Genomic DNA, 21,906 nt, shown 5'->3' on the forward strand with positions numbered 1-21,906 from the left:
AAAAAAAGCAACATAATGTTTGCTTTGTTGTACCAAATGTTGTACTTTCGTTTCAGGTTGCACCCAAATGAAACGCTTTGTTTTTAAAGACTTCACTCATTTGCTTCCTTTTGTAAATATAGTACAACTTTTTAATTTTTGCAATTTATGGCTTCAATTAAGTTAATTTTAAGAACGCACCAACAAGACCAAGCGGGACATTGCCCTTTATATATAAGAGTTATTAAAGACCGAAAAGCCAAATTTATTTCTGTTGGCGTAAAGCTGAAAGAGAGCGAATGGGACGAGGCAAAACAGAGGGTAAAAAAGAACCACCCAAATAGCGCAAGAATGAACGCTTCCATTGCTCAAAAAGTTGCGGATGCGGAAGGACAGGTTGCGGACTTGGAAAGAAAGGTAAAAACGGTTTCGGCAAAGAAACTTAAAGAAGCCATTAAGGGTAAAGAAGTGCCTAACTTTTTTGAATACTCTTATAAGTATTGCGAAAAAATCAGGGGGAGTGTTTCTGTGGGAACGTATAATAATTACAAGCTGTATTTAGAGAAGTTTGAAAACTGGTTAGGCACAAAAGATGTTTTCTTTGATGATATTACCGTTTCGCTCTTAATGGACTATATGGCATATATGGTAAATGAATTAGGCAATGGATTAACCACACAGCGCTACTCCATTATGATACTGGCGATAATGTTCAAACAAGCCATTAAAGAGGATATTATTCCCGAATATATGTACCCAATAAGTAAACTGACCTTAAAAAAAGAAACAGGCAAGCGATTGTTTTTGAACAAGGAACAAATTGAGGCAATGATTAATTACAATGCAGGGGAAGGAACAAAAGGAGATATTTACAGAGATATGTTTGTTTTTTCCATTTATGCAGGAGGGCTACGGTTCAGTGATGCTTTGGAAATCCAAAACAAGGATTTTATCGAAGACGAACAGCGAATTAAAAAAGTCATTCGTAAAACAGGAAGACCCCATCAGTTTAAAATCGGTAAAGTAGCTTTGGATATTATCAAAAAATACCAAAAAGAAAACCCACAGCCTGATGATTTTATTTTCCCGATTGTAACCAATAAGGATTTCTTTTTGAAGAATGCCGAATATCGTTATGAGATAACCCAAAAAGCAAACAAGTCGGCTAATTTTCAAATCCAAAGGATTGCCAAAGCTTTAGAGTTTCCAATCCACGTTTCTTTTCATTTGAGCCGACACAGTTTTGCTACCAATGCTTTGAATAATGGTATGAGAATTGAACACGTTTCAAAGTTAATGGATCATCAGGATATTAGAACCACACAGGTATATGCAAAAATCTTGGGCGAGGAACTGGATAAGGCAGTAGATAATTATATTTATTAAATTATGTAAAAAAGTGAGAATAATAAAATACTGTTAATCACGTTATTGAAAAATAAGTGGTATCGTAGCTAAAATATTGCTAAATATTTAATAAAAATTTATGAAATCCTTTTTGCAAAAAGGATTTTTTTTCCTCTATTTTAGCGCCAAAGAAAGAAGTTCTTTTAAATAGATATTCCGCAACAGTAAAGGCTTAACAGCCAAAACAGAGGCTTCAAAAACGAATTTGAACTGGGATAGATTTAAAATTGCCAATTCAAAGAAAATGCAAAAACATAACCCTAATTGTAGCATTAAATTCTATGGAGCAAAATTTTCAAACTACCTCGTTTCTCGAAATGGTAGTGGCGCATTCTGCAAAAGTTTCCAATCACGATTTTGATATTATTCTCGACAAAAAAGTTACTGTACAAGATTATTGTACCGCACTAATTAATAAGATTTTTGAATTACACTACTCCGATTACCCCATTTTTCTAAATTATCAAACCAGTTTGGTTAAAGAGCCGATTGTTTGGCTGAATCGATTTGAGGAATTGATTTCCAATAATGAGGATTTATTTACCAGTAAAAAAGCTTTATGCCGTTATAACAAACTATTCAATTTGATAGAATCCAAACGAAAAGAAATACAGTTTTCGAGTTCAAAAGAAAGCAAACAGACAATCGCTAAAAGGTTTATCAACGCGGAAAGTGAGGACAGGCATTTTTCATTTTGTGAAGTCAAAAAGCAAATCGACAGCCTTGACGATGATAATGAGAAGATACTTTTACTCACGAAAGAAAAGCACGAGTACAGACAAGCCAACATAGAGTTTATCAATCAAAAATTGCCCTTGTTTGATGTGCAATGCAGTAAGGAGATTAAGCAGATTTATGAACTGCAGAGCATCAAAAGTTCCATTGATAAATTTAAACCTATTGTTCCGGGCAATCCAATTCCACATACTAAATTGCAATTCAATTGCAATGTCAATCAGTTTGTGGATATATTCTATCAAATGTCCCGTGAGATATTGGTTGAGGGTAAGCCAATGGTTGAGGGCAATATCAATGATATTGCGGAAATGATTGTAAACACATTCATCGACAAAGACGGCAAGGAACTAAGTCCCCTTAGCGTTAAAACTATCCTCCAACCCTCAAGGGAAGACAAACGCCCCAACACCCATAAAAGAATAGATATAAGCAAGCTTTTATAATCAAACACAAAAAGTCCACAAATTCCCTGTGGACTTTTTTATTTTTTTCACATTTTCTACATCAATAAAATCGTTGTAAACCCTTGTAGAATAAAGGTTTTTTATAAATGAAAAAGGTCTTTTTAAAATGAAAAGACCTCAAAAGACTTTTTCAAAAATGCCGTTTTTTTGGCTTAAAAAGGGTCAAAAAATGTCATTTTAGAGGCGATTTTTACCCATTTCTGCACAAAATAAAAAAGGTCTTTTTTCACTCCCTGTTTTTATAAGAAGCCCAAAACTTCAACCCCTTTAAAATAAAGGCTTCCCAAAGCCTATAAAGAAAACTTAGTCCTTGAAGACCAAGAAAAGACTAAAAGACTTTTTCATACCCCGCACATTTGCTTCATAATTTTTAAATGCGCAAAATCATGGAGGTATTTATCTTGTCCAAAGCACAGTTCGCAGAATTAACTTCAAGGTTGGATTCCCTGCAAAATCAATTAAGCACCCAAACCAATACCTCGAAAAAATCCTTTATGGATAATGAGGAATTTATACAATTAATGGGTATCTCCAAACGTACCGCTCAAGGTTGGCGTGATGAAGGCAAAATTTCATTTAGCCAAGTAGGTAAAAAAATCTTCTACAAGCTCTCGGACGTTGACAAACTGCTGGCAGAGAACTACAACAAATCATTCAGAAGCAAATAAACCATTGCAATCCCATTGCAATTTTATTCCAAAGCATTGCAATACACGATACATAGACAGCAATTCGCTGAATTTCCTTGACGCACAGGCGTAAACATTTACGCCTTGCTGAAAGGTTAAACTAAAACACTATGAGAGCCAGTTCACAACAAAAATTAGACGACAAAGTTTTCTCCCTTGCCTCGAATCTCTTTGGTTTTGGCAATACAGAGGCTAAAAAGCAAATCGAAGAAACCATTGCAATAGAAAACGCAACATTGCAATTGGATAACAGAATCATTGCGGTTTATCCTGCCATAATCGAAGAAGCTTTTTCTACAACTATGGATAACTACCGCAAGTACATTGCCAGTTACAATTTTAAAACACAGGCAGAAAACGAACTTATCCAAAAACACAATACTTCAGTAGAGCAATTCTGCAAGGAAAACGCTCTTACAGAGGTACAGACGGAATTTAGAAAAGTCTTTTTGCTGAATAAGAAAAACCTAAAGCCAAGAGCCTACAACGAGGCAGTAAATGAGTTCTGCAATGATTATGGCTTAATTGTGGAGAAAAAGAAAATCCAAAGCGTTAAATACGCCACCGAAATTGTTTTTCAAAACCTGTTGCATCTATATAATTCGCAACTAATGAAGCGCAATGAAAAATTCATCAAAGGAGGCATAACCGCAAGAAGACCTATTCAGGAGTTTAAAATAAACTCTTTTTTAGTTACCCAGTTAAAGCGAAAAGAGATTCACAGTATTAACATCTGTACCAAGACGGTACGCAATCACAGACAAAGATTGGAAGAAGCAGGTGTATTTACTGAATATCATTTTGCAGGGCAAAACAAGCCCGTAGAGGTGCATATCAACCCTGAAATTTTAGTGGTTTTGGACATCAAAACCTCAAAATTGAAAAGTGCTGAAAATAAGCAACTTAAATGTGTGTATTGGAATCTTTTACCTGATAACAATGAAATTACTGGAACTATTATAAATGAATATCAAATGAATGAGAATGTTGAAAACATTTCTCAATTTCAAAGGAGTTCGGGCGAAGCCCTCACGCCTTCTAATTTGTTTTTTACAGGAACACATACCAGCAAGAAAGAGATTTCAAACTTGGGGGCGGGCGAAAAAAATGTTAAAGTTCAAAATACTTTATCCGAAAAACTGCAAAATCTGATTGTCCACCCGCAGGAATTGGCGGTAAACCTTGCCAATGGGGAGTATATGAATTACAAGCCTATTGATATTCGCTATCTGTTCAAAGAGGCTTTTTCCGGAACGCTGACCAATGATGAGTTTAGGGAACTGGCAATACAGGATTTCTTTAAATCTATATCTAAAATTTACAGGTTTTCCACGCCTTTTGCGGGAAGTTGGAAAAAGGCAATTACCCTGTATTATCAAAACAAATGGATTGCCTTTACAGGTAACAGCTTCAATAAAAGCGTACTGGTTGATGAAATACAGCAAATGCGTTGGCGCATCGAATGGGCAAGAAAATGGTTTATAAAAAATCAGTTCCCGCCATTATTTCCCTACGAGTATTTTGATATGACCCGTAAAACTTCAAGAGAAGTCGGCTTTGAATATACCAAAGCCAAATGGAACGAACATTTACTATCCATCGCCAAATATGATGCACTGAAGAAGAAACAGGAATGTAACGCAATTAGAAGAAAAGAAACGATAAACCACGCCAAGAAGTGTGAAACGGTGCTTAACCGCTTCTTTAAAAACAAAGTTACCTACACGCAATTGTTTGATTATGTGGAAAAGAACCTTCCTAAAGAATACCTGGAAAAACTGCCTGATTTGATACTAAAAAAATCATTGAAAGACAACGAGAAAACAATTGCAATGGATTGCAATGATATGGTAAAGTACAGTTTGTTTGAATTTTAAAACCTAAAGAATATGCCAGTTTTTGACAAAGAAAAATCAAAGATTAAAATGGTAATCCTAACCAAAAGTAAAGAGCGCAATGCGGTTTGGTGGTCGCCCATTAATCAGAACAAACGAAAGAGTGAATTGGTTATAAGAAGTATGCTCAAGCGACTTGAAAAAAGTAAACTTTTTGCTATTACCAACGTGGTACAATTTTATGAAAACAATGTATTAATCTCCCAATTCAAATATCAATATGAAAATAGCCTTAAAGAAAATCAAGATAGCAGACATTGAAATTATACAATCCGAACTGCTGAAATTCATTAGAAACAAAGTAGATAATATTGCCCATTGCAAGGATTACGAAAAGTATTGCAATGATATTATTGTCATCGATACGCTTCAAAGTATGTTTTTCATTTTCAGGACAAAGATTGAAAGTAAAAAGCAGGAATCAAACCTTACGCTTTCACCCACACAAGCGGTTATACTTCTTTTTTGCTGTCAATGGGAAAGAGAAGAAAGAACACAAGAACAAAGAATTGCAATGCAAATGGTATCGGATGTATTACACCAGAAGCTTGTCAATATTTAAAAAGGCAAGGTATGGAAAAGAGGCTCATTGCAGGGATGAAATCACTCTATCCCACTAATGCGGTTATTAATAAAAACTTCATTATCAGGGTGCTTGAAAATCCGAAAACCAATCCAGTTAAGAATACCAAATTAAGGACTGCAAACACTATTTCAGAACTCATAGGTGACGAAAAACTGAAAATGAAGCTGTTTAACAAGGTTTTAAATGGCAGGGAGGATAAATATACTTTCCTGATTAGAAACCGCCTGAAAATTGATTTTTGTTCAAAATAACTTTTAAAAAACTATACAAATGAAACTGAAAAACCGCCTTAAAATACTGCTGTGCAACGCTTATGTAGTATTGATTTGTATTGCAATTGTTATCACAATGCCATTGCAATTTATTCTTTTCCTGATAAAGGGTAAAAACAGGATATTGAGATATTTTGAAGACAGGGTTTTTAGAACGCTGTTCAGTATAAACGATTTGAGAAAGAATGTTTAACCCAGTTAAGAAATCACAATGAGTAAGCAAGAAAAAAAGCCGATGCCCAATGCGGTAACAAAGTCAGAACTGGTTACAATGTATCTGAAAAATAAAATGAGTGAAGCCACCATAAAAAAAGCGGTAAACACCATAATTGAAGCCAAAATAAAAGAGATTGAAAAATGCGAATATACAATTGGGATGCACACCGTACCGCCTGACATTTTAGAAGAATTTGTAGCCATTTATGGTTTGCCAGTAGGATATTATATTGATGATTGATTGCAATGGAATTGCAATTGCTCTGATAATTAATTGCAATTAAATTGAATCAGTCGAAATCACCGCCAACCCCCGTCAATCAACCTGACGGGGGTTTTTTATTGTAAACCTTTGTACTGTAAAGTTAGAGAATTAGCAAATGACGAAAGATGAAATCAACTTAATTCTAAAGCGCAGGATAAAAAACGGAGACGAGTTTAACCATTTAATCGAGAAGCCCAAAAATCAAAAGATAAAACTGGAAAAAGGCGATACGTTTTATTCGGTTTCAATGATGAAAGTCTGGGTTGAGAAATTTTATAAACAGGTCGCCAAGTTATCGAAGATTTTAAAAGGTCAGACCGTAAAAGAGACGTGCGACAAGATCCATTACTTTTTATACTATGACATACAGTATCAGGCTGACGGGATTACGCAGAATTTAAGAAGTCCTGCAAATAGTTGGTTCAACCGAAGAGAGGGAATTGACTGTAAAAGCTACTCGATTTTTGCCAGTTCGGTTTTAATGAATTTAGGGATTAAACATTACATCAGGCAAATCAAACAGCCCAATTTTAATCCAAGACAGTACACTCATGTTTACGTGGTTGTACCCACCGACCAAGAGAGCGGGAAGTTAGATAAGGGTCATTGCATTATTGACGGTACGATTTCAAGTAACAAAGAGCCGAATTATACCAGTAAAAAAGATGTTTTTATGAATCAGAAATTGCCACATATAGGGCTTAACTGTCCAGTACCGAGAAAGGGTTTAAAAGGGACATCAAGCAGAACAAAGAAGCGCACCACGACCAAAAAAAGCAGTAGTGCCAGTAGAAAAAGATTCCCTTTTTAAAAAATGAAAGTATGATAATATTAGAAGAACAAACAGGCTTGAATGCGGGATTAAACAGAGGCTTTTTAAAGAAGCTGAATTTCAAAAATGTTGCAAAAATGGCATTTGCCCCGCATCTGCTCATCCCCAAGAACAAAAGAGGAATGCTTATCAAAGGCGCATTAGCACCGCATACTTTGATTAAGAAAAATCAAAGAAACCGATTAATCAAAGGAGTATTTGCACCCCACACACTTTTAAAAAGATAGGTATATGTTAGTATTAGAAGAACAAACAGGCTTAAATGCAGGGCTTAACAGAGGGCTTAAAATTGGCAAAATGCTTAAAAAGAACGTGAGATTAAAAAACGTATCGATTAAGAATGCCATTAAAGTAGGTAAAGCGGTGGTTCCGATAGCCACTACCGCAATGAGTTTCTTCCCTGCTACCGCTCCCATTGGGATAGCCTCTAAAATTGCCAAAGCGGGAAAACTGGCAAAAATTGCGGCTAAAGCAGGCAAGATTGGAAAAATTGCAATGAAAGTCAAAAAAATTGCAGGTTCAAAAGTCGGTCAATTTGCCATCAACAATTTTATAAAACCCGCAGTCAATAATGCCATTGCAGGCAATCAGGCACAGCCTGCCTACAATGATGCACCACAAATGGAAGCTTCCGAGCCAGTTGAAGTGATGCCAAATGCAACTCCGACACCTGCACAGATAGAAACTATCGCACAGGTAAAAGGAGTTCCGGCGGAAACCTTATCTACGGGCACACCAACTGGCGAGGCAGTTCCAAACGATGCACAGATTGAAACCCTTTCAAATATCAAAGACATTCCTGTTCAGAACTTGAAAGAAGAAGTCCAAGTACAAAAAGAAACCGCCCAAATCGAGAGCGGGACAACTCCAACGGATAAACCAAACTATACCATTCCTATTGTCATAGGAGCGGTTGCGGTTGGCGGAATCCTTTTAGCCACAAGTTCAAAAAGTAATTAATAAAGAGAAAAATGAAACAAGAGTTAATAACAATTAGTTCTGCCGTAGTAGTAGGCGCACTCTCACGAGGTCTTACAGGTACTATGACCGAAACCTCTTCCAACACGGTAAAAGGTGTTGTTAATGGTGCGGTTGCTGTTGGTGCTGGATTTTTGGCAGTAAAGGTAAAAGGAAGTGATACCAAGAGTTCACTTTTAAGAGGTTCAGCAATTGGGGTTTCCATTGCTCACGGTTTGGAATTGGTCAAAAATGTTTTTTCATCTGAAAAAATCGCCTCCAAACTGAATCCTGAAACTGCAATGGGAAGATTTATGCAAAAAGCAGCAGGTCTTTCGGGAGCGGTAAACGGTCTAAACGGCTACATCGATGCTTACGGCAATTATCACGAAGACGGTTTGGGCGGTTACATTGATGCCAACGGTAACTATGTGGAAGACGGCTTAAACGGTTACGATGAGGATGGTTTAAACGGCTATTTCGATGAAGCAGGAAACTATCACGAAGACGGTTTAGGCGGTTACATCGATGCCAACGGTAACTATGTAGAAGACGGCTTAAACGGGTATGACGATGACGGTTTGGGGGCTTACGATGATGATGAGGGTTTAGGGGCTTACATCGACGAAAACGGAAATTACATACTGTAATCCAAAATAAGAAGTAAAAATTTAATTCATAAAGAAAGATGGAAAATAGAAATCCACAGTTGCAAAGAGCAATTAAAGTTTTGGGGGCAAGACAACGCCAACATACACAGGCTGTAAGACCACAGCCGACAAAATTAGTCGATAAAACCTTTTACCTGAATATCAGGGTTGACGGAATGAGTGGGATTAACCAACTCGTTGATGCCAACACCAAGAAAATAGTAGGTATTACCAATTTTGACGGTAACATTTTGAACTCTGGTCGTGATGTTGTAATTGATGCAATCCGTGTTCAGTTTACCACGAAAGGGCAAAGAATTGAAAGCGCTGATTGGCAAAGCAGGGACACACTTCCCGCAGAATTGCAAAACGCTGATTTGAGATTGATTCAAACCAACGATATGCTTATTGACTTGCCAATGACCGATGCACAGTCATTTAAAAACGAAGATTACCGTCCCATTGCGACCACTCCGCTGTTAAGAGCAAAAGAAGAGTTCAAATTGGAATTGGAATTTCCAAAGGGCGTTACCGTTCCACAAAAAGAAGGATTGCAAATGTTTATGCGATTGGAGTTCAGAGTAACCGAAGCAAAAAAATAGTAATTCTTTCCTTTTAACTATGAAAAGCCATAGTCAATATAGGCTATGGCTTTTTTAAATCTTAAAAAGTTATGCGACAAATTCAATTCGTTGTAAAAGCAACAATAAGACCTGGAGAAAGTAACACTTCGGAAAACTTCAAATTACCTATGGGATTTACCACAGGTGCAGCACTTTACACCAACGGGGTAGAGAAAACAGTAAGTACAATGGCATCTATTGAAATGAAAGACGACAACAGTATTTCCATTGTTCCCACAGTTCACATTGACAACTGGAGACAGTCTAATGGAGGCGAATATGAAAAGAGTTTCAAGCCGATGAATTTTGATACAGGCAACAAAGATTACTCTTTGATTTTCTCTCTCGAAGAGCCTTTGACAGGTAATGTGCCTTTAAAATTCCATGTCGTGTTTTTATATAACAATAACGTCAAAAAAGTGTAATCATGTTTGTAGAATCTGCCTTTATAACAAGAGAGTTCAAAGAGGAACAAATACCCATTTTGGAACAAGTTACTTGTCTGTCGGTTGTAAACACAGGGACTACGGTTGCGATTATTAACGGGGTTACAATATACCCCACGCAAAAGCAAATCTTGATTGTGCCAGACGGTACTTTCTCACGGGTACAGTTAGAAGTTCAGTATTTGGATGGCAAGGGTTCTGTCCCTGTCATTGTGAGGAAAGAAGCGTATTCGAAACAGCGAAACAAGATTTTACTTATCTACAAAAAACTAATTTAAAATGGAGCAATTAGATGATTTGATGGATAGACTGACAAGCGACAAATTTTGCGCTGTTACAGTTACCGAGAGGGAAACCTCAAAACCGATTTTTCGCAATGTAACCCATCAGCAGATAAAAGACGAGTTCGGAACGCCCGAAGCGTTTTTTGAAAAATTGTACAACGATGGTTACACCAAACTAACAATACAGGAAAAGCGAAAAAACGGAGCGAATGCCTTTAAGATTGAAGGAGAGCCTTTCGATGTAACGTTTGGGGAAACGGAAAAGAAATCAAAAACTAACGAATCAGAGCCAATGCAAACCGCTAAAAAGAAGAAGAAAAAGAAAAAAAGCGGTTTAATGGGTTTGGGAATCGCTGAAATTTTTGATTTGAAACTCCAAGCGCACGACCGAGGGGAACTGGCTCGTAAACTGGAAGAAGCCGAAAGGTTAAACAGGGAACTTAAAGCCAAAAACGACGAACTCAACGAAGAAAAGTTACAGAAGAAATATACCAAAGAGAGCAATGACAGCTTAAATAATATGCTTTTGGGTGTAGTAAAACAAGCCCCGCTCATCTTAAAAGGATTGGGTTTTAATGTACCAGTTGAAGCAAACGGTTTGGCGATGGCTTCCCCTGATGATTTGCAGGACGAGAGTTATTCCGATACCAAAAAAGGATTCTTGGATATTATCAGAACCCTTGACGATGATACTATAACGTTACTGTCGGTTATCTATCAAAAAATCAATGAGAAAAGCGAAAACAATGTTTTCTCACAAGAGTTATTCGGGTTATTACAAAAACATCAAATGTTAGTATAAAATGAGCGCATTAAGTATAAAAACAAAGGAAACAAACCCTTTTAAATTACAGAAAAAGACAAAGCTGATTCAGGAATTAGTGGATTTGGATAATGAGGTTTTGGAAAAATTGGTAGAGCTGAAGAAATCCAAAAAAGCAATTGCAATGGTTACTGATCCTGAAAGTTGGCAGACGATAAAAGAGTTCATAATGTAGGTAGTTGGAGTAGCCCGCTTGTGCGCTCCATTTACGGGCGGGCGAAACAACTATAAAGCACAGGTGTAGGCATTGCTCCATTTTAAGAGAGTAAAGATGAAATTATAAAGTAAGATGAACCAATTACTGGGACAACCCTTTAAGATGCTAAAAATGAAATTGACAAAGTAAAAATGAAATTGGGAGCAATACTTACAGCCAAAATTGAATATGAAAAGACAAGGTTTACATAATCCAGCAGTTATAGCGGCGGTTGCTTCATCACCCGCAGGGCAAAAGGCAATTACCAATACCCTTGAAAATGCCAATGCGGGAGTAAATGCAACCGCTTCCATTGTCAAAGGAGTTTTGAAAACAGCGGTGTTTGCAGGGATTGGGTATTTCGCTATCAGGAAGATATTTGGCGGTTTTTCGCCCTTACGAGAAAACAAAAGGGACAAGCCGAGCAATATATCAACTGGAATGGCTAAAAACAAAGCAGAAGCGATTTATAGTGCGATGTATGGCGTCGGAAACGGTTTCAAGTCGGTAAAGCAAAATCTTATGGGTGTAAATCCCAACGGATTTGTGAGAATCCATAATGAATTTGGACTAAGAAAAGGAGTAAATCCATTTTCAAAAAAGATGACTTTGCTTGAGTGGTTTTCAGACCAATTCAGTCAGAATGAGTTAATGGAATTACGCTTTTTAATCCCCAACTTTTTTTAATTATGGACAGCTCAAAAATAGTACCTATTTCGGTAGGTGTGGCGGGATTGGGGATATTGCTTTTTGCCATAGCACAGGCAAACAAAAGTAAAAATGCCAATGCGTATCAGGATGGCAGTTCAATGGCGGATAGCATTAATGCTACGGAAATAGCCACAACGCTTTACAACGCTATGAAAGAAGCCAATTTCACTAATACCGAAAAGCGCAAAACCATTCTGACAACGCTAACAGGAATAAGCCAAGCACAGTTTTCATGGGTAGTCAAGGCTTTTGGAAGCAGGTATTATAACACCCTTACTGGCAACACCTATTTCGCACTGTGGCAAACCCCTGTAAAGCACCCTTTGAAAGTTTGGTTAAAGGAAGAATTAAGCAAGGAAGATTATCAATTATTAAAATCTAATTATCCAAAATATTTATAGCAATGACCACAGAAGATAAATTATGGATTGGTGGCGGTATCGCCCTTGCGGTGGGTGGTGGCATCTATTATTTTGTTCAAAAGGGCAAAAACAAACAGGCAGTTCAGGAAGCCGAAGCGGAATTTTCGGAAGAGCCAGTAGTAAATACAGCTCCAATACCTATAAAAACACCACCGTTGGCAACTGCTCCAATTGTCCCGGTTAAATCACTTCCCGAAACGCCAGTTAGAGAGGCTGATACATTCCGATATAGTGTCGGTCAGGAAGTAATGGCAACGGGATTTAATGGTACAAAAACATACGATGCCCGAAAAATGGCAGACGGCAATTATACCAGTGAGGGAATTAGAAAAGCCACTTTTAAAAAGGGCGATAAAATCGGAAAAATCATTTGGGTAGGCAGAAGACCTGACGGAACGTACCGCTATGTTGCTCAAAGAAACGGGGCTTTTATGGATGATATTTATTGGATTCCCGACCACAGCGTAATAAAGCCAGTAGGTAAAATATTGCCAACTGTTCCCGCAGTCGCTACATCAGGAGCATCGGATATTGACAAATCCAAGTTGCTTAAAAAAGGAAGCAAAGGAACGGAAGTAAGAACATTACAGACCCTACTTAAAATCAAGGCTGACGGTGATTTTGGAAGAAATACGGAAAATGCACTCTTTACACAAAAAGGAGTAAAACAAATCAGACTTAAAGACTGGAGATAATGAATGCAAATACAGGAATATGGATTGGTTTAGGAGTATTGGGCGCACTGATTATCGCTTCAATGGATAGCGGAACAAACCCGAAAACTGACACCAAGCCAACCGACAAACCGAAAGTTGAACCCAAAAAAGTACAATTGTAATGGAATTTTTATTGACAAACAGCATCACTTTTTTAGGCATTTTCCAAAAATACGCCATCAACACGCCCAAAAGGATTGCGCACTTTTTAGCGCAGATTCACGAGGAAAGCGGGGGTTATACCAAATTCAATGAAAGCTTGAATTATACGCCTGATGGATTGATTCAGACTTTTGGAAAAGGCAGGATAACCACCGCACAGGCGAACCTTTACGGTAGAACCTCGAAGCACAAAGCCAACCAACAAATGCTTGCGAATATTCTGTATGGTGGCAGTTGGGGAAAGACAAATCTTGGAAATACCCAAGTTGGCGACGGTTGGCGTTTCAGGGGTCGTGGACTGATTCAATTAACAGGCAGGGCGCATTATGAAGCTTACAAAAAGTATTCGGGACACGATGTAATTGCAAATCCTGATTTGGCTTCCCGTCCTGACATTGCCATTGATATTGCGGGTTGGTTTTGGAGTATTAGATATAATCTTAATCCGATTGCAGATACCAACAACATCAAGGCAATCACAAAAGAAATAAACGGAGGGCTTACCAATTTTTCCGAAAGAGTAAAACAGCTTAACTATTACACAAGCATTGATACTCTTGGAATATTAAAAAAAAAAGTCAAGAACAAACTCCTACTTAGTCCCCTTCATGGCTTTTGGTCTGGGGTTCTGCATATTGATTAACAAACTATATAGACAATGACAAAAGAGCAAATTTGGGAATGGTTTGCGAACCATTCCAAACAGATAGTAGATTTTATTTTATTCCTGTTCATCGTAATTATGGGCGCAGTAGTTAAAATAATTAAACAGGTCAGACAAGGTGTAAAGGTATCTTGGAAATGGTTTTTAGCCGAAGCCATTGTATCGATTTTTGTTGCCTTATTGGTTTATGGGTTCTTCGACCAGTTTTTGCATTTCAACAAGCTATTTACTTATGTGGTTTGCGCTTGGTGTGGTTCATTCTCTACCATTTTCCACAAAAAGACAGAGGAATTATTGGGTGTTTTCTTTGACAAATTAAAACAGCTAATCAATGAAAAAACAAGTCTTTAACAAGATTGTAGGTGCAGCCAGTATTTATTACGGAATAGATTTCTTTCAGATAATACACGCATCGGAAATATTGCTTTTTAAAATTAAAACTCACTTTAAAAAATCCAACCAATGAAAAAATCAATCACATTCCTAATCATTTTAATAGCCTCTTTCGGATTGCTTACCAGTTGTTCTTCAGCTAAAAAAATCAAGGAAGAAAATACGATGCTAAAAAGCGAGATTCAGAAAAGGGACAGTATAAAAAGTGTTGTGATTAATCAGGCAATCGATGATAAGCTGATTACTCCAATTGTGCAAAGCAATACGGGAAATACTGTTTTTGACAGCCTTGTAAATGCAAAGGTTGATGAAATATTATCAAAGCTTAATACTTCAAAAAATTCGGGAGATAACAGCTATAAACTCATTTATGACAAGCTTACAAAACAGTTGGAATTTTATTCAAAAATAGCCCAAACCAAAAACGAAAGTACGGCAGTCAAAAATGAAAAAGCAAAGACAATTATCCAGGTTAAAAAGATTCCTGTTGTGGTGGAAAAACCACTCACAAAATTGGAAAAGTTTTTCATTGGATTGGGGATTTTGGCAGTAGTCTTTATCGGGTTTAAAGTCTTTGGGTTTATCAGGAAAAAAACAAGCTTATGGGTATAAGAGCAAAACATATCGTAATCACAGGCGCAATTTTAGGCGCGGGTGTGCTGTGGTATCGCAGTAAGCTGGATAAATGGAAACAGACTATGAAAAAATTAAAAGCGATACCGACTGGGTTTAGAAATTTTGACATCAATTTCAAACGAATGCGTTTCAATTTGGATGTTACGCTTTACAATCCCACGAGTGATGATTTTAGCCCCAACGGGATTATTGCGGTGGTCAAAAGAATTGTATTGAAAGACAAGACAGCCAAAAGAATTGCCACTATCACAGTAAACAAATCTTTTGTTTCAGTTCCCGCCAAAGGCAAATTCATACTGAAAGATTTGATTGTGGAAATCCCGATACTGGAGAACCTTTCCAACGTGGAAAGCCTAATGCAGATAACAGGATTAAAAGACATTCAAACAGAAACGATAATAGGAGTTTTAGGTAAAGAGTATTCAGTAATTCAATAACGATGGATTTAGTAACAGCGTTTAACAGTCTTGACGGTAAAGAGGTAAGCCGAAGTGCACTTAAAAGCCTATTGGCAAAAGCCAAAAAGCAAAAGCACACGGTTATCTCAAAGCGTATTGCCAATGTTTTGAAGCAAAATAATGATACACTTTTTACCATTGAAATAAAGGATTTTGTCGAACCTATGGGGCTTACTGGCGCAGAGCAAAGAATCATTTTACCGACTTTAGAATACATTTCCGAGGAAGATACAGAGGGCGGTTTAAACGGTGTTTCTCCTGATGATATTTACAGCTATATCACGGATTTGATTATCAATACCATTGAGAAAGTCGGGCATCTGCCTTGGCAAAAGGATTGGGTCGGTTCGGGAGCTGATGGTGCAGCCAAAAATTATGTGAGCAAAAAGGAATATTCAGGAGCAAATTTCATATTGAATTTCGATATAAAATTTGATGAAAACGGCAAAGGCTATTTAGTGCCGATTAACTTTAAACAGCCGTATTACCTAACGTTCAATCAGATTAGGGAAACAGGCGCATCTTTAAGGGAAGGCAGTAAAGCCCGACGTGTGATTTATTACACAATGATTTTCAATTTTGACAACGGCACTTTAAAATTCAAGACCACCGACAAGGTAAAACTGAATGAATTTATCGCAACCTATGGATTGACAAAGGAAGATTTAAAAAGGTATCTCAGTCATATTCCAGTAATCAAATATTACAATGTATTTAAAGCGGACGATTGTACAGGATTGGAATTTCCTAAGCCAGTAGGCAACAAAAAGGTTAATCCAATAGATGAAGCGCAAAGGCTTATCGACGGTTATAAAAACCCGCCTGCTTACACTTTTGTTGGGGACAAAGCCTACTATCAGCCTGCAAGTGATACGGTGAATATGCCTAAAATAAATGCTTTCAAAAATGAAGCTTCTTACTACTGTACTTATTTCCACGAATTGACGCACAGCACAGGAGCAAAGAAAAGACTGGAAAGGGATTTTTCGGGGAAGTTTGGCAGTAAGCCTTATGCTTTTGAAGAACTCATTGCAGAATTGGGAGCGGTGTTTTTGTGTTCGGAAGCAGGGATATTGTTTCAGACCAAAGACAATTCCGCAAAGTATTTAAAGAACTGGAATAAGGTTTTAGTGAATGAACTGGAGAATGATAATAGATTTTTCCTGAAAGCTTCAGCACAATCCCAAAAGGCGGTAAATCTCATTTTAGGTAAAAATACGGAAAGCGAATCAGTAGAAATACCTAATACGCCAGTAAAAAAAGCAGTAGCAAAAAAGCCAGGAAAGAAAAGAACAACAAGCAAAGCAAAATCAGGTAAAAAGGCGGGTTTGTCGGCATCGATAGGAGCAAGAATAGAAGTAAGTAGAAATACTGAAGCAAAGAAAAAAAGAGTTGTGCCGGCAGTTGTAAAAAGACATAATCCAGTAAGCAAAAAACCGATTGTTTCAGATCAGAATAAAAGCTTAAACGAATTGGAAAAATTGGGATTTATTTCTGCCAATTCTGCCCCACAGGAAGCAAAAGACATTTTTGTATTGGGTGGTGAGATTGGTAAGTTTTTGCAAAAGCAACAACCTCATAAAGCCCTTATTCTGATAAAAGGAAATAAGCACAGTTCAAAATCACAGTTGGCCATGCAGATTGCAAATGCCTTTGGAGAACAACAAACCCCAGTTGCCTATATCGATTATGAGCAAGGCGGAATTGAAAGCAAGGACACAGTAGATAGCATTAACCGAAATACTACTGAAAGAGGCAGAAAGTACATAGCCATTAAAGGCTATTTAGAAAATCCTTTTCAGGAGTTACAGGATTTCTGCAAAGTGGTTAAAGTTATTATTGCCGATTCGGTTACGGATTTAAAAATAACGGCCGACCAACTCAATTATTTGAGAACGACTTACCCGAAAATTATTTGGTGTTTCATATCCCAAGTAAAAGAAAACGGAGCAATGTACGGCGGAAACAAAATGGCTCACAATCCAACTTCGGTTATTCATTGTTCCTCTCACGAAGACCCGAAACAGCGGTTTGCCACATTGGAGAAAAACAGAGGAAACGACCTCACTTTGAAATACTCGATGTATTACCAAAAGGTGGTTAATCAGCCCCAAAAGGGAAAAAGCAAAAGTAAATTATCATTCACAGTAAATTAATTTAAAATCAGAAATCATGGTAGCAAAGAAAGCAAAGTCGAAAAAGAAAAAAAGTATTACTGCTAAAAAAATGTGCAGTAGAGTAATCCAGAGAGAAGGAGTTAAAAAAGACGGAACACTTAAAAAGGGTTTCAGATATGCCAAAGGCGGGAGAATCGTTAAGGCAAAAGCAAAGAAATAGTTTTTGATTTGGGTTGATTGGGAAAGCCGTGTTGCAGAAATGTAGCACGGTTTTTTTATTTAGTTGTTACTTTGGATATTTCAAGCAAATGAGTGTTTGGTAATTAAAGTTTTATATATTAGTTAAGTGAATTACCTAACATAGAACATTAATATTAAAAATGACAGAACATAAATTCTCTGAAGAAACAGACAGGATAGTTAATGATATGATTACAAAAAAAATATTAAGACACACAGTCCAGTTTTTTGTAAAAGGGAAAAAAAGATTAAAGCCACATGGATCAGGGGTTTTTGTGAAAATTCACAATGAATATTTTATTTTTACTGCTTCGCACGTTGTTGATTTGTTTGAAAAAAATGAGAGTGAAGATTTATACATTAGAGTTAATAAAGGAAGCTTCATTAATCTTTTAGGTGAGATAAAGTATAGTGATATAGATAAAAGTAAAGGAGTTGATTTGGCTTATATCAAAATTGATAAACAAATGATAGAGCCTATGTCAAAACCATATATTCCATTGGAAATTGATAAAATCAGAAGTCACCATAATCTATTTTATGCAATGAATTATTGTGTTGTAGGTTATCCAGAAAAAAACATAACCAAAGAGAATGAGCCATTTGATACTGGAGCTACTTTTTACCTCACAAGCGCCAGTAAAGAAAACAGGTATGAAAAATATAAGTATGATAAAAAAGATTACCTGATTGTTGATATGCAAGGAAAGGGAACTGATATAAAAACCAACACTGAAAAGAAAATTGATACTCACTTTTACGGCATTAGTGGTTGTGGTTTATGGCTATTGCTTTTTTATACAAATCCTTCAACTGGACAAACCGAAGTAGATTATAGATTAGTTGGAATTATGACAGAATTTAAAAATTCAAAATATTTCTGCCTAATTGCCAATAAAATATATTTATTAATTGAAGCTTTGAAAGTTATTGAGAAATACAAATTCAAAGAAAAGACAATTGTTTATTAAAATGCTACTGCATACAGCAGAGGATTTAATAGCGACTAAAAAAGTTTAACAATGATTGAGTTCAAAAAAAACAGAGAAATTTTCGATTTTTTATATAAGAAAATAGATAACTCCAAAAAATCAATAAAGATTGCCGTAGCTTGGTTTACCGATCCTGAATTATCCAAATTATTATTAGAAAAGAAGAATAGTAAGGTTGCAATAACAGTTATACTTTTTAATGATAATATAAATTCACAACTAAAAGGAATCAAATCTTTTGAAAATAATTTACGCTTTTCAAATTCATTTAGTTATGATTATATAATGCACCATAAGTTTTGTATAATCGATGATGAAATTGTAATTACTGGCTCATATAATTGGACGGTAAAAGCAAGAAGATTTAATAGAGAAAATATCCTCTGCATTAAGGATGAGAATATTGTAAGTCAGTTTAATGAGGAATTTGAAAACTTATTGAAAAACAGCACAGTTCAATCCGAAGTGGAAATAAGACAAATTAATAATATCGATAAAGTTGAAGATATTGAAATTTTAGATTTAGAGAAAGATTTTAATGAGGAAATTTATAGAAAAATAGCTGAAACTGAAAAGATTAAAATAGGTGTTAATATTGCCTTAGCCTATGAACTCGTTAGAAAGCATACACCAGTTATTGCTGCCAAAAAATTAGCAAACTCTAATGATGGAAAATTAATTCAATCCGGATTACAAAAAGCAACTGAAGCAAATAGGCTTGATTTAAGTTTTGAAGAATCAATAATCAAAAGCAAATATTCTGCTCTCTTTGATAAAGAAACCAAAAATTTTGCACGACAAAAATTAACTCAACTTGGCTTTTTCTCAAATAATATTTATACACATTTAAACCATAATTACCAATAGATAGCCTATAAAAAGTTTGGTCATTTCGACTTAAAATTCTTATCTTGCATGCGAAAATATTTCGCAATAGACAAAAACTTAAAATGGCAAAAACCAATAAATTAGTTGCTCCTTTTTTAAAATGGGTTGGAGGTAAAAGACAACTTATGCCTACGATTTTAGAGCATTTGCCAAAAAATATTCAAACTTATAATTACATTGAGCCGTTTATTGGTGGGGGCGCAGTTTTATTTCATTTACAGCCTAAAAATGCCATAATTAATGACTTCAACACAGAATTAATAAATGTCTATGAAGTAATTAAAGACAATCTTGAAGAACTGATTGAAGATTTAAAAATACACGATAACAATGCTGATTATTTTTACGAGTTACGTGGTTTAGATAGAACAGATGGTTTTAGAAATCTAACTTCTGTTCAGCGTGCTTCAAGAATCATTTATCTAAATAAGACTTGTTTTAACGGGCTTTACAGAGTTAATAATGCTGGAGAATTTAACGCACCTTTCGGACGTTACAAAAATCCAAATATTGTTAATGAGCCTACATTAAAAGCCGTTAATAAATATTTGAACTCAAATAAAATTACCATTAAAAGTGGTGATTATTCCGAAATACTTAAAGTAGCAGACGAAAAATCATTTGTATATTTAGATCCGCCATATCATCCAATTTCTGAAAGTTCAAATTTTACAGGATATGTTCAGGGTGGTTGGAATGAGAATAATCAAATTGATTTAAGAAAAGCTTGCGACGAACTTAATGAAAAAGGTGTAAAATTTTTGCTTTCCAATTCATCCGCAGAATTTATAAAGGAACAATACAAGGATTATAAAATTAGTATTGTAAAAGCTAATCGTGCAATAAACTCAAATGGGGCTGACCGTGGGGAAATTGACGAAGTTTTAATAAGAAATTATGAGTAAGTCTAAAAATGATGTTGCCTGGGAAAAAATATTTGACAAATATAAAATTGTAGATAAAATTTCTACTGACGGTCATACAATAATTTCATCTACGCATATAAATGAGTTTAGAGAAGCAAGATTGATGACAAAGTTTGATCACAAATCACAACTCCCTAAACTATTTTCAGACAACAATTTATCTATTTTACCAACTTCAAGAGGTGGTTATGTAATAGGAACTTTTGAAACCTTTAGTGATTTTAATACAGACGACATTGAAATTACACCGATTGAATTTCCAACATTTTTAGAAAGTTTAGATTACCGAGATATAACAAGTGAAGCAACTGCAATAAACTGTGCGTTTGTGTCAAAAATTCTTCACGACTTTACAGAGGAAGAGAATTTATTACCAACGGTTAGTGGACGAATGAGTTCATCATCATTTGGTTTTGATATTAATTCGTCAAAAGGCTTGTTTAAAATCAATGTTGGGAACTCACAAATTGAAATAGATGGTGGCTATGAGGGCGACAGTTCTCTAAATTTAATTGAAGCTAAAAATTATATTTCAGATGATTTTCTTGTACGACAACTCTACTATCCTTACAAGCTTTGGAGTGGAAAAATAGAAAAAAAGGTTCGCCCAATATTTTTGACTTATACAAACGGTATTTTTCATCTTCGAGAATATGCTTTTACAAATATAAACCATTACAATTCTCTTGTTCTGATTAAGCATAAAAAATATGCTGTCCAAGATGGTGCATTCAATATTGAGACAATCCAAGAAATTTTAGACAAAACACAAGTAGTAAAAGAACCAGAAATACCTTTCCCACAAGCTGACAATTTTGAAAGAGTTGTCAATCTTTGTGAGCTTCTTAAACAAAAAGAATTTATCACAAAAGAAGATATAACTCAGAGTTATGATTTTGACGGAAGACAAACGGATTACTATTCCAATGCGGGAAAATATTTAGGGTTGATAGAGATTGGTAAAGATCCTTTAAGCGGTCAAATAGGTTGTTTCTTAACAGCTAAAGGCAATCAAGTTTTTAATTTAAACTTAGTTGACAGGCAGAAAGAGTTTGTCAAGCTTATTATTTCTCATTTGGCTTTTAAAGAAACCTTGAAACTTTACCTTCAAAATGTAGAGATGCCAAGTAAAGATAGTATTGTTGAAATAATGAAAAAATCAAAATTGCACAATGTTGGTTCTGATTCAACATATTACAGAAGAGCATCAACAATAGTAGGCTGGACAAATTGGATAATGAATCAAATTGAAGAATAAA

General features: G+C 35.8%; 31 protein-coding genes. All 31 read left to right on the plus strand.

Annotated features, from left to right (window positions below):
• Window positions 1–147: 147 nt before the first annotated feature.
• Window positions 148–1,365 carry a tyrosine-type recombinase/integrase gene (locus ACODSI_RS08470; RefSeq protein WP_488916409.1) on the plus strand — a complete coding sequence of 406 codons (1,218 nt, stop codon included), beginning with the start codon at window positions 148–150 and terminating at the stop codon, window positions 1,363–1,365.
• A 302-nt stretch (window positions 1,366–1,667) separates the two neighbouring features.
• The gene (locus tag ACODSI_RS08475; protein ID WP_488916410.1) at window positions 1,668–2,567 is read left to right on the plus strand and encodes a hypothetical protein; all 900 of its coding nucleotides are present in this window, start codon (window positions 1,668–1,670) and stop codon (window positions 2,565–2,567) included.
• Window positions 2,568–2,974: 407 nt separating this feature from the next.
• A complete protein-coding gene (locus ACODSI_RS08480) occupies window positions 2,975–3,256 on the plus strand; it encodes a helix-turn-helix domain-containing protein (RefSeq protein ID WP_488916411.1) in 282 nt (93 codons plus the stop codon).
• A gap of 131 nt (window positions 3,257–3,387) precedes the next feature.
• Entirely contained in the window at window positions 3,388–5,154 is a 1,767-nt protein-coding gene (locus ACODSI_RS08485; protein ID WP_488916412.1) for a hypothetical protein, read from the plus strand.
• 12 nt (window positions 5,155–5,166) lie between these two features.
• Window positions 5,167–5,433: a hypothetical protein gene (locus ACODSI_RS08490; RefSeq protein ID WP_488916413.1), complete on the plus strand. Its 267-nt coding sequence runs from the start codon at window positions 5,167–5,169 to the stop codon at window positions 5,431–5,433.
• Entirely contained in the window at window positions 5,393–5,734 is a 342-nt protein-coding gene (locus ACODSI_RS08495; protein WP_488916414.1) for a hypothetical protein, read from the plus strand. Before ACODSI_RS08490 ends, ACODSI_RS08495 begins: the two co-directional genes overlap by 41 nt.
• Before the next feature lie 11 nt (window positions 5,735–5,745).
• Window positions 5,746–6,009, plus strand: coding sequence for a hypothetical protein (locus ACODSI_RS08500; protein ID WP_488916415.1), 264 nt, complete (start codon window positions 5,746–5,748; stop codon window positions 6,007–6,009).
• 232 nt (window positions 6,010–6,241) lie between these two features.
• The gene (locus tag ACODSI_RS08505) at window positions 6,242–6,487 is read left to right on the plus strand and encodes a hypothetical protein (protein ID WP_488916416.1); all 246 of its coding nucleotides are present in this window, start codon (window positions 6,242–6,244) and stop codon (window positions 6,485–6,487) included.
• 139 nt (window positions 6,488–6,626) lie between these two features.
• Window positions 6,627–7,322, plus strand: a complete 696-nt coding sequence (locus ACODSI_RS08510; RefSeq protein ID WP_488916417.1) for a transglutaminase-like domain-containing protein — start codon at window positions 6,627–6,629, stop codon at window positions 7,320–7,322.
• Between the two features lie 11 nt (window positions 7,323–7,333).
• Entirely contained in the window at window positions 7,334–7,570 is a 237-nt protein-coding gene (locus tag ACODSI_RS08515; RefSeq protein WP_488916418.1) for a hypothetical protein, read from the plus strand.
• 4 nt (window positions 7,571–7,574) lie between these two features.
• Window positions 7,575–8,303 (plus strand): hypothetical protein, encoded by a 729-nt coding sequence (locus tag ACODSI_RS08520; RefSeq protein ID WP_488916419.1) that lies wholly within the window; start codon window positions 7,575–7,577, stop codon window positions 8,301–8,303.
• A gap of 11 nt (window positions 8,304–8,314) precedes the next feature.
• Window positions 8,315–8,950, plus strand: coding sequence for a hypothetical protein (locus ACODSI_RS08525; RefSeq protein WP_488916420.1), 636 nt, complete (start codon window positions 8,315–8,317; stop codon window positions 8,948–8,950).
• Window positions 8,951–8,988: 38 nt separating this feature from the next.
• A complete protein-coding gene (locus ACODSI_RS08530; protein WP_488916421.1) occupies window positions 8,989–9,552 on the plus strand; it encodes a hypothetical protein in 564 nt (187 codons plus the stop codon).
• A 71-nt stretch (window positions 9,553–9,623) separates the two neighbouring features.
• Window positions 9,624–9,998, plus strand: a complete 375-nt coding sequence (locus ACODSI_RS08535) for a hypothetical protein (protein WP_488916422.1) — start codon at window positions 9,624–9,626, stop codon at window positions 9,996–9,998.
• Window positions 9,999–10,000: 2 nt separating this feature from the next.
• Entirely contained in the window at window positions 10,001–10,297 is a 297-nt protein-coding gene (locus tag ACODSI_RS08540; RefSeq protein ID WP_488916423.1) for a hypothetical protein, read from the plus strand.
• Between the two features lies 1 nt (window position 10,298).
• Complete coding sequence (locus tag ACODSI_RS08545) at window positions 10,299–11,105, plus strand: hypothetical protein (protein WP_488916424.1); 807 nt, start codon at window positions 10,299–10,301, stop codon at window positions 11,103–11,105.
• A 1-nt stretch (window position 11,106) separates the two neighbouring features.
• Entirely contained in the window at window positions 11,107–11,301 is a 195-nt protein-coding gene (locus ACODSI_RS08550; protein WP_488916425.1) for a hypothetical protein, read from the plus strand.
• A 210-nt stretch (window positions 11,302–11,511) separates the two neighbouring features.
• Window positions 11,512–12,009, plus strand: coding sequence for a hypothetical protein (locus tag ACODSI_RS08555; protein WP_488916426.1), 498 nt, complete (start codon window positions 11,512–11,514; stop codon window positions 12,007–12,009).
• 2 nt (window positions 12,010–12,011) lie between these two features.
• Window positions 12,012–12,434, plus strand: coding sequence for a hypothetical protein (locus ACODSI_RS08560; RefSeq protein ID WP_488916427.1), 423 nt, complete (start codon window positions 12,012–12,014; stop codon window positions 12,432–12,434).
• A gap of 2 nt (window positions 12,435–12,436) precedes the next feature.
• Complete coding sequence (locus ACODSI_RS08565; protein WP_488916428.1) at window positions 12,437–13,150, plus strand: hypothetical protein; 714 nt, start codon at window positions 12,437–12,439, stop codon at window positions 13,148–13,150.
• Window positions 13,150–13,293: a hypothetical protein gene (locus ACODSI_RS08570; RefSeq protein ID WP_488916429.1), complete on the plus strand. Its 144-nt coding sequence runs from the start codon at window positions 13,150–13,152 to the stop codon at window positions 13,291–13,293. Before ACODSI_RS08565 ends, ACODSI_RS08570 begins: the two co-directional genes overlap by 1 nt.
• Window positions 13,293–13,976, plus strand: a complete 684-nt coding sequence (locus ACODSI_RS08575; RefSeq protein ID WP_488916430.1) for a glycoside hydrolase family 19 protein — start codon at window positions 13,293–13,295, stop codon at window positions 13,974–13,976. The genes ACODSI_RS08570 and ACODSI_RS08575 overlap by 1 nt, the downstream gene beginning before the upstream one ends.
• A gap of 15 nt (window positions 13,977–13,991) precedes the next feature.
• Window positions 13,992–14,348 carry a hypothetical protein gene (locus tag ACODSI_RS08580; protein WP_488916431.1) on the plus strand — a complete coding sequence of 119 codons (357 nt, stop codon included), beginning with the start codon at window positions 13,992–13,994 and terminating at the stop codon, window positions 14,346–14,348.
• A gap of 111 nt (window positions 14,349–14,459) precedes the next feature.
• Entirely contained in the window at window positions 14,460–15,002 is a 543-nt protein-coding gene (locus ACODSI_RS08585) for a hypothetical protein (protein ID WP_488916432.1), read from the plus strand.
• 86 nt (window positions 15,003–15,088) lie between these two features.
• Complete coding sequence (locus ACODSI_RS08590) at window positions 15,089–15,463, plus strand: hypothetical protein (protein WP_488916433.1); 375 nt, start codon at window positions 15,089–15,091, stop codon at window positions 15,461–15,463.
• A 2-nt stretch (window positions 15,464–15,465) separates the two neighbouring features.
• Window positions 15,466–17,640: an ArdC family protein gene (locus ACODSI_RS08595; RefSeq protein WP_488916434.1), complete on the plus strand. Its 2,175-nt coding sequence runs from the start codon at window positions 15,466–15,468 to the stop codon at window positions 17,638–17,640.
• 16 nt (window positions 17,641–17,656) lie between these two features.
• Entirely contained in the window at window positions 17,657–17,821 is a 165-nt protein-coding gene (locus ACODSI_RS08600) for a hypothetical protein (RefSeq protein WP_488916435.1), read from the plus strand.
• Window positions 17,822–17,981: 160 nt separating this feature from the next.
• The gene (locus ACODSI_RS08605; RefSeq protein ID WP_488916436.1) at window positions 17,982–18,812 is read left to right on the plus strand and encodes a hypothetical protein; all 831 of its coding nucleotides are present in this window, start codon (window positions 17,982–17,984) and stop codon (window positions 18,810–18,812) included.
• 51 nt (window positions 18,813–18,863) lie between these two features.
• Window positions 18,864–19,700, plus strand: a complete 837-nt coding sequence (locus tag ACODSI_RS08610) for a phospholipase D-like domain-containing protein (protein ID WP_488916437.1) — start codon at window positions 18,864–18,866, stop codon at window positions 19,698–19,700.
• Window positions 19,701–19,783: 83 nt separating this feature from the next.
• Entirely contained in the window at window positions 19,784–20,626 is an 843-nt protein-coding gene (locus ACODSI_RS08615) for a DNA adenine methylase (protein WP_488916438.1), read from the plus strand.
• Entirely contained in the window at window positions 20,619–21,905 is a 1,287-nt protein-coding gene (locus tag ACODSI_RS08620) for a type II restriction enzyme (RefSeq protein WP_488916439.1), read from the plus strand. The genes ACODSI_RS08615 and ACODSI_RS08620 overlap by 8 nt, the downstream gene beginning before the upstream one ends.
• The last annotated feature ends 1 nt before the right edge of the window (window position 21,906 follow it).

The organism is Flavobacterium sp. FG139, from assembly GCF_057809695.1.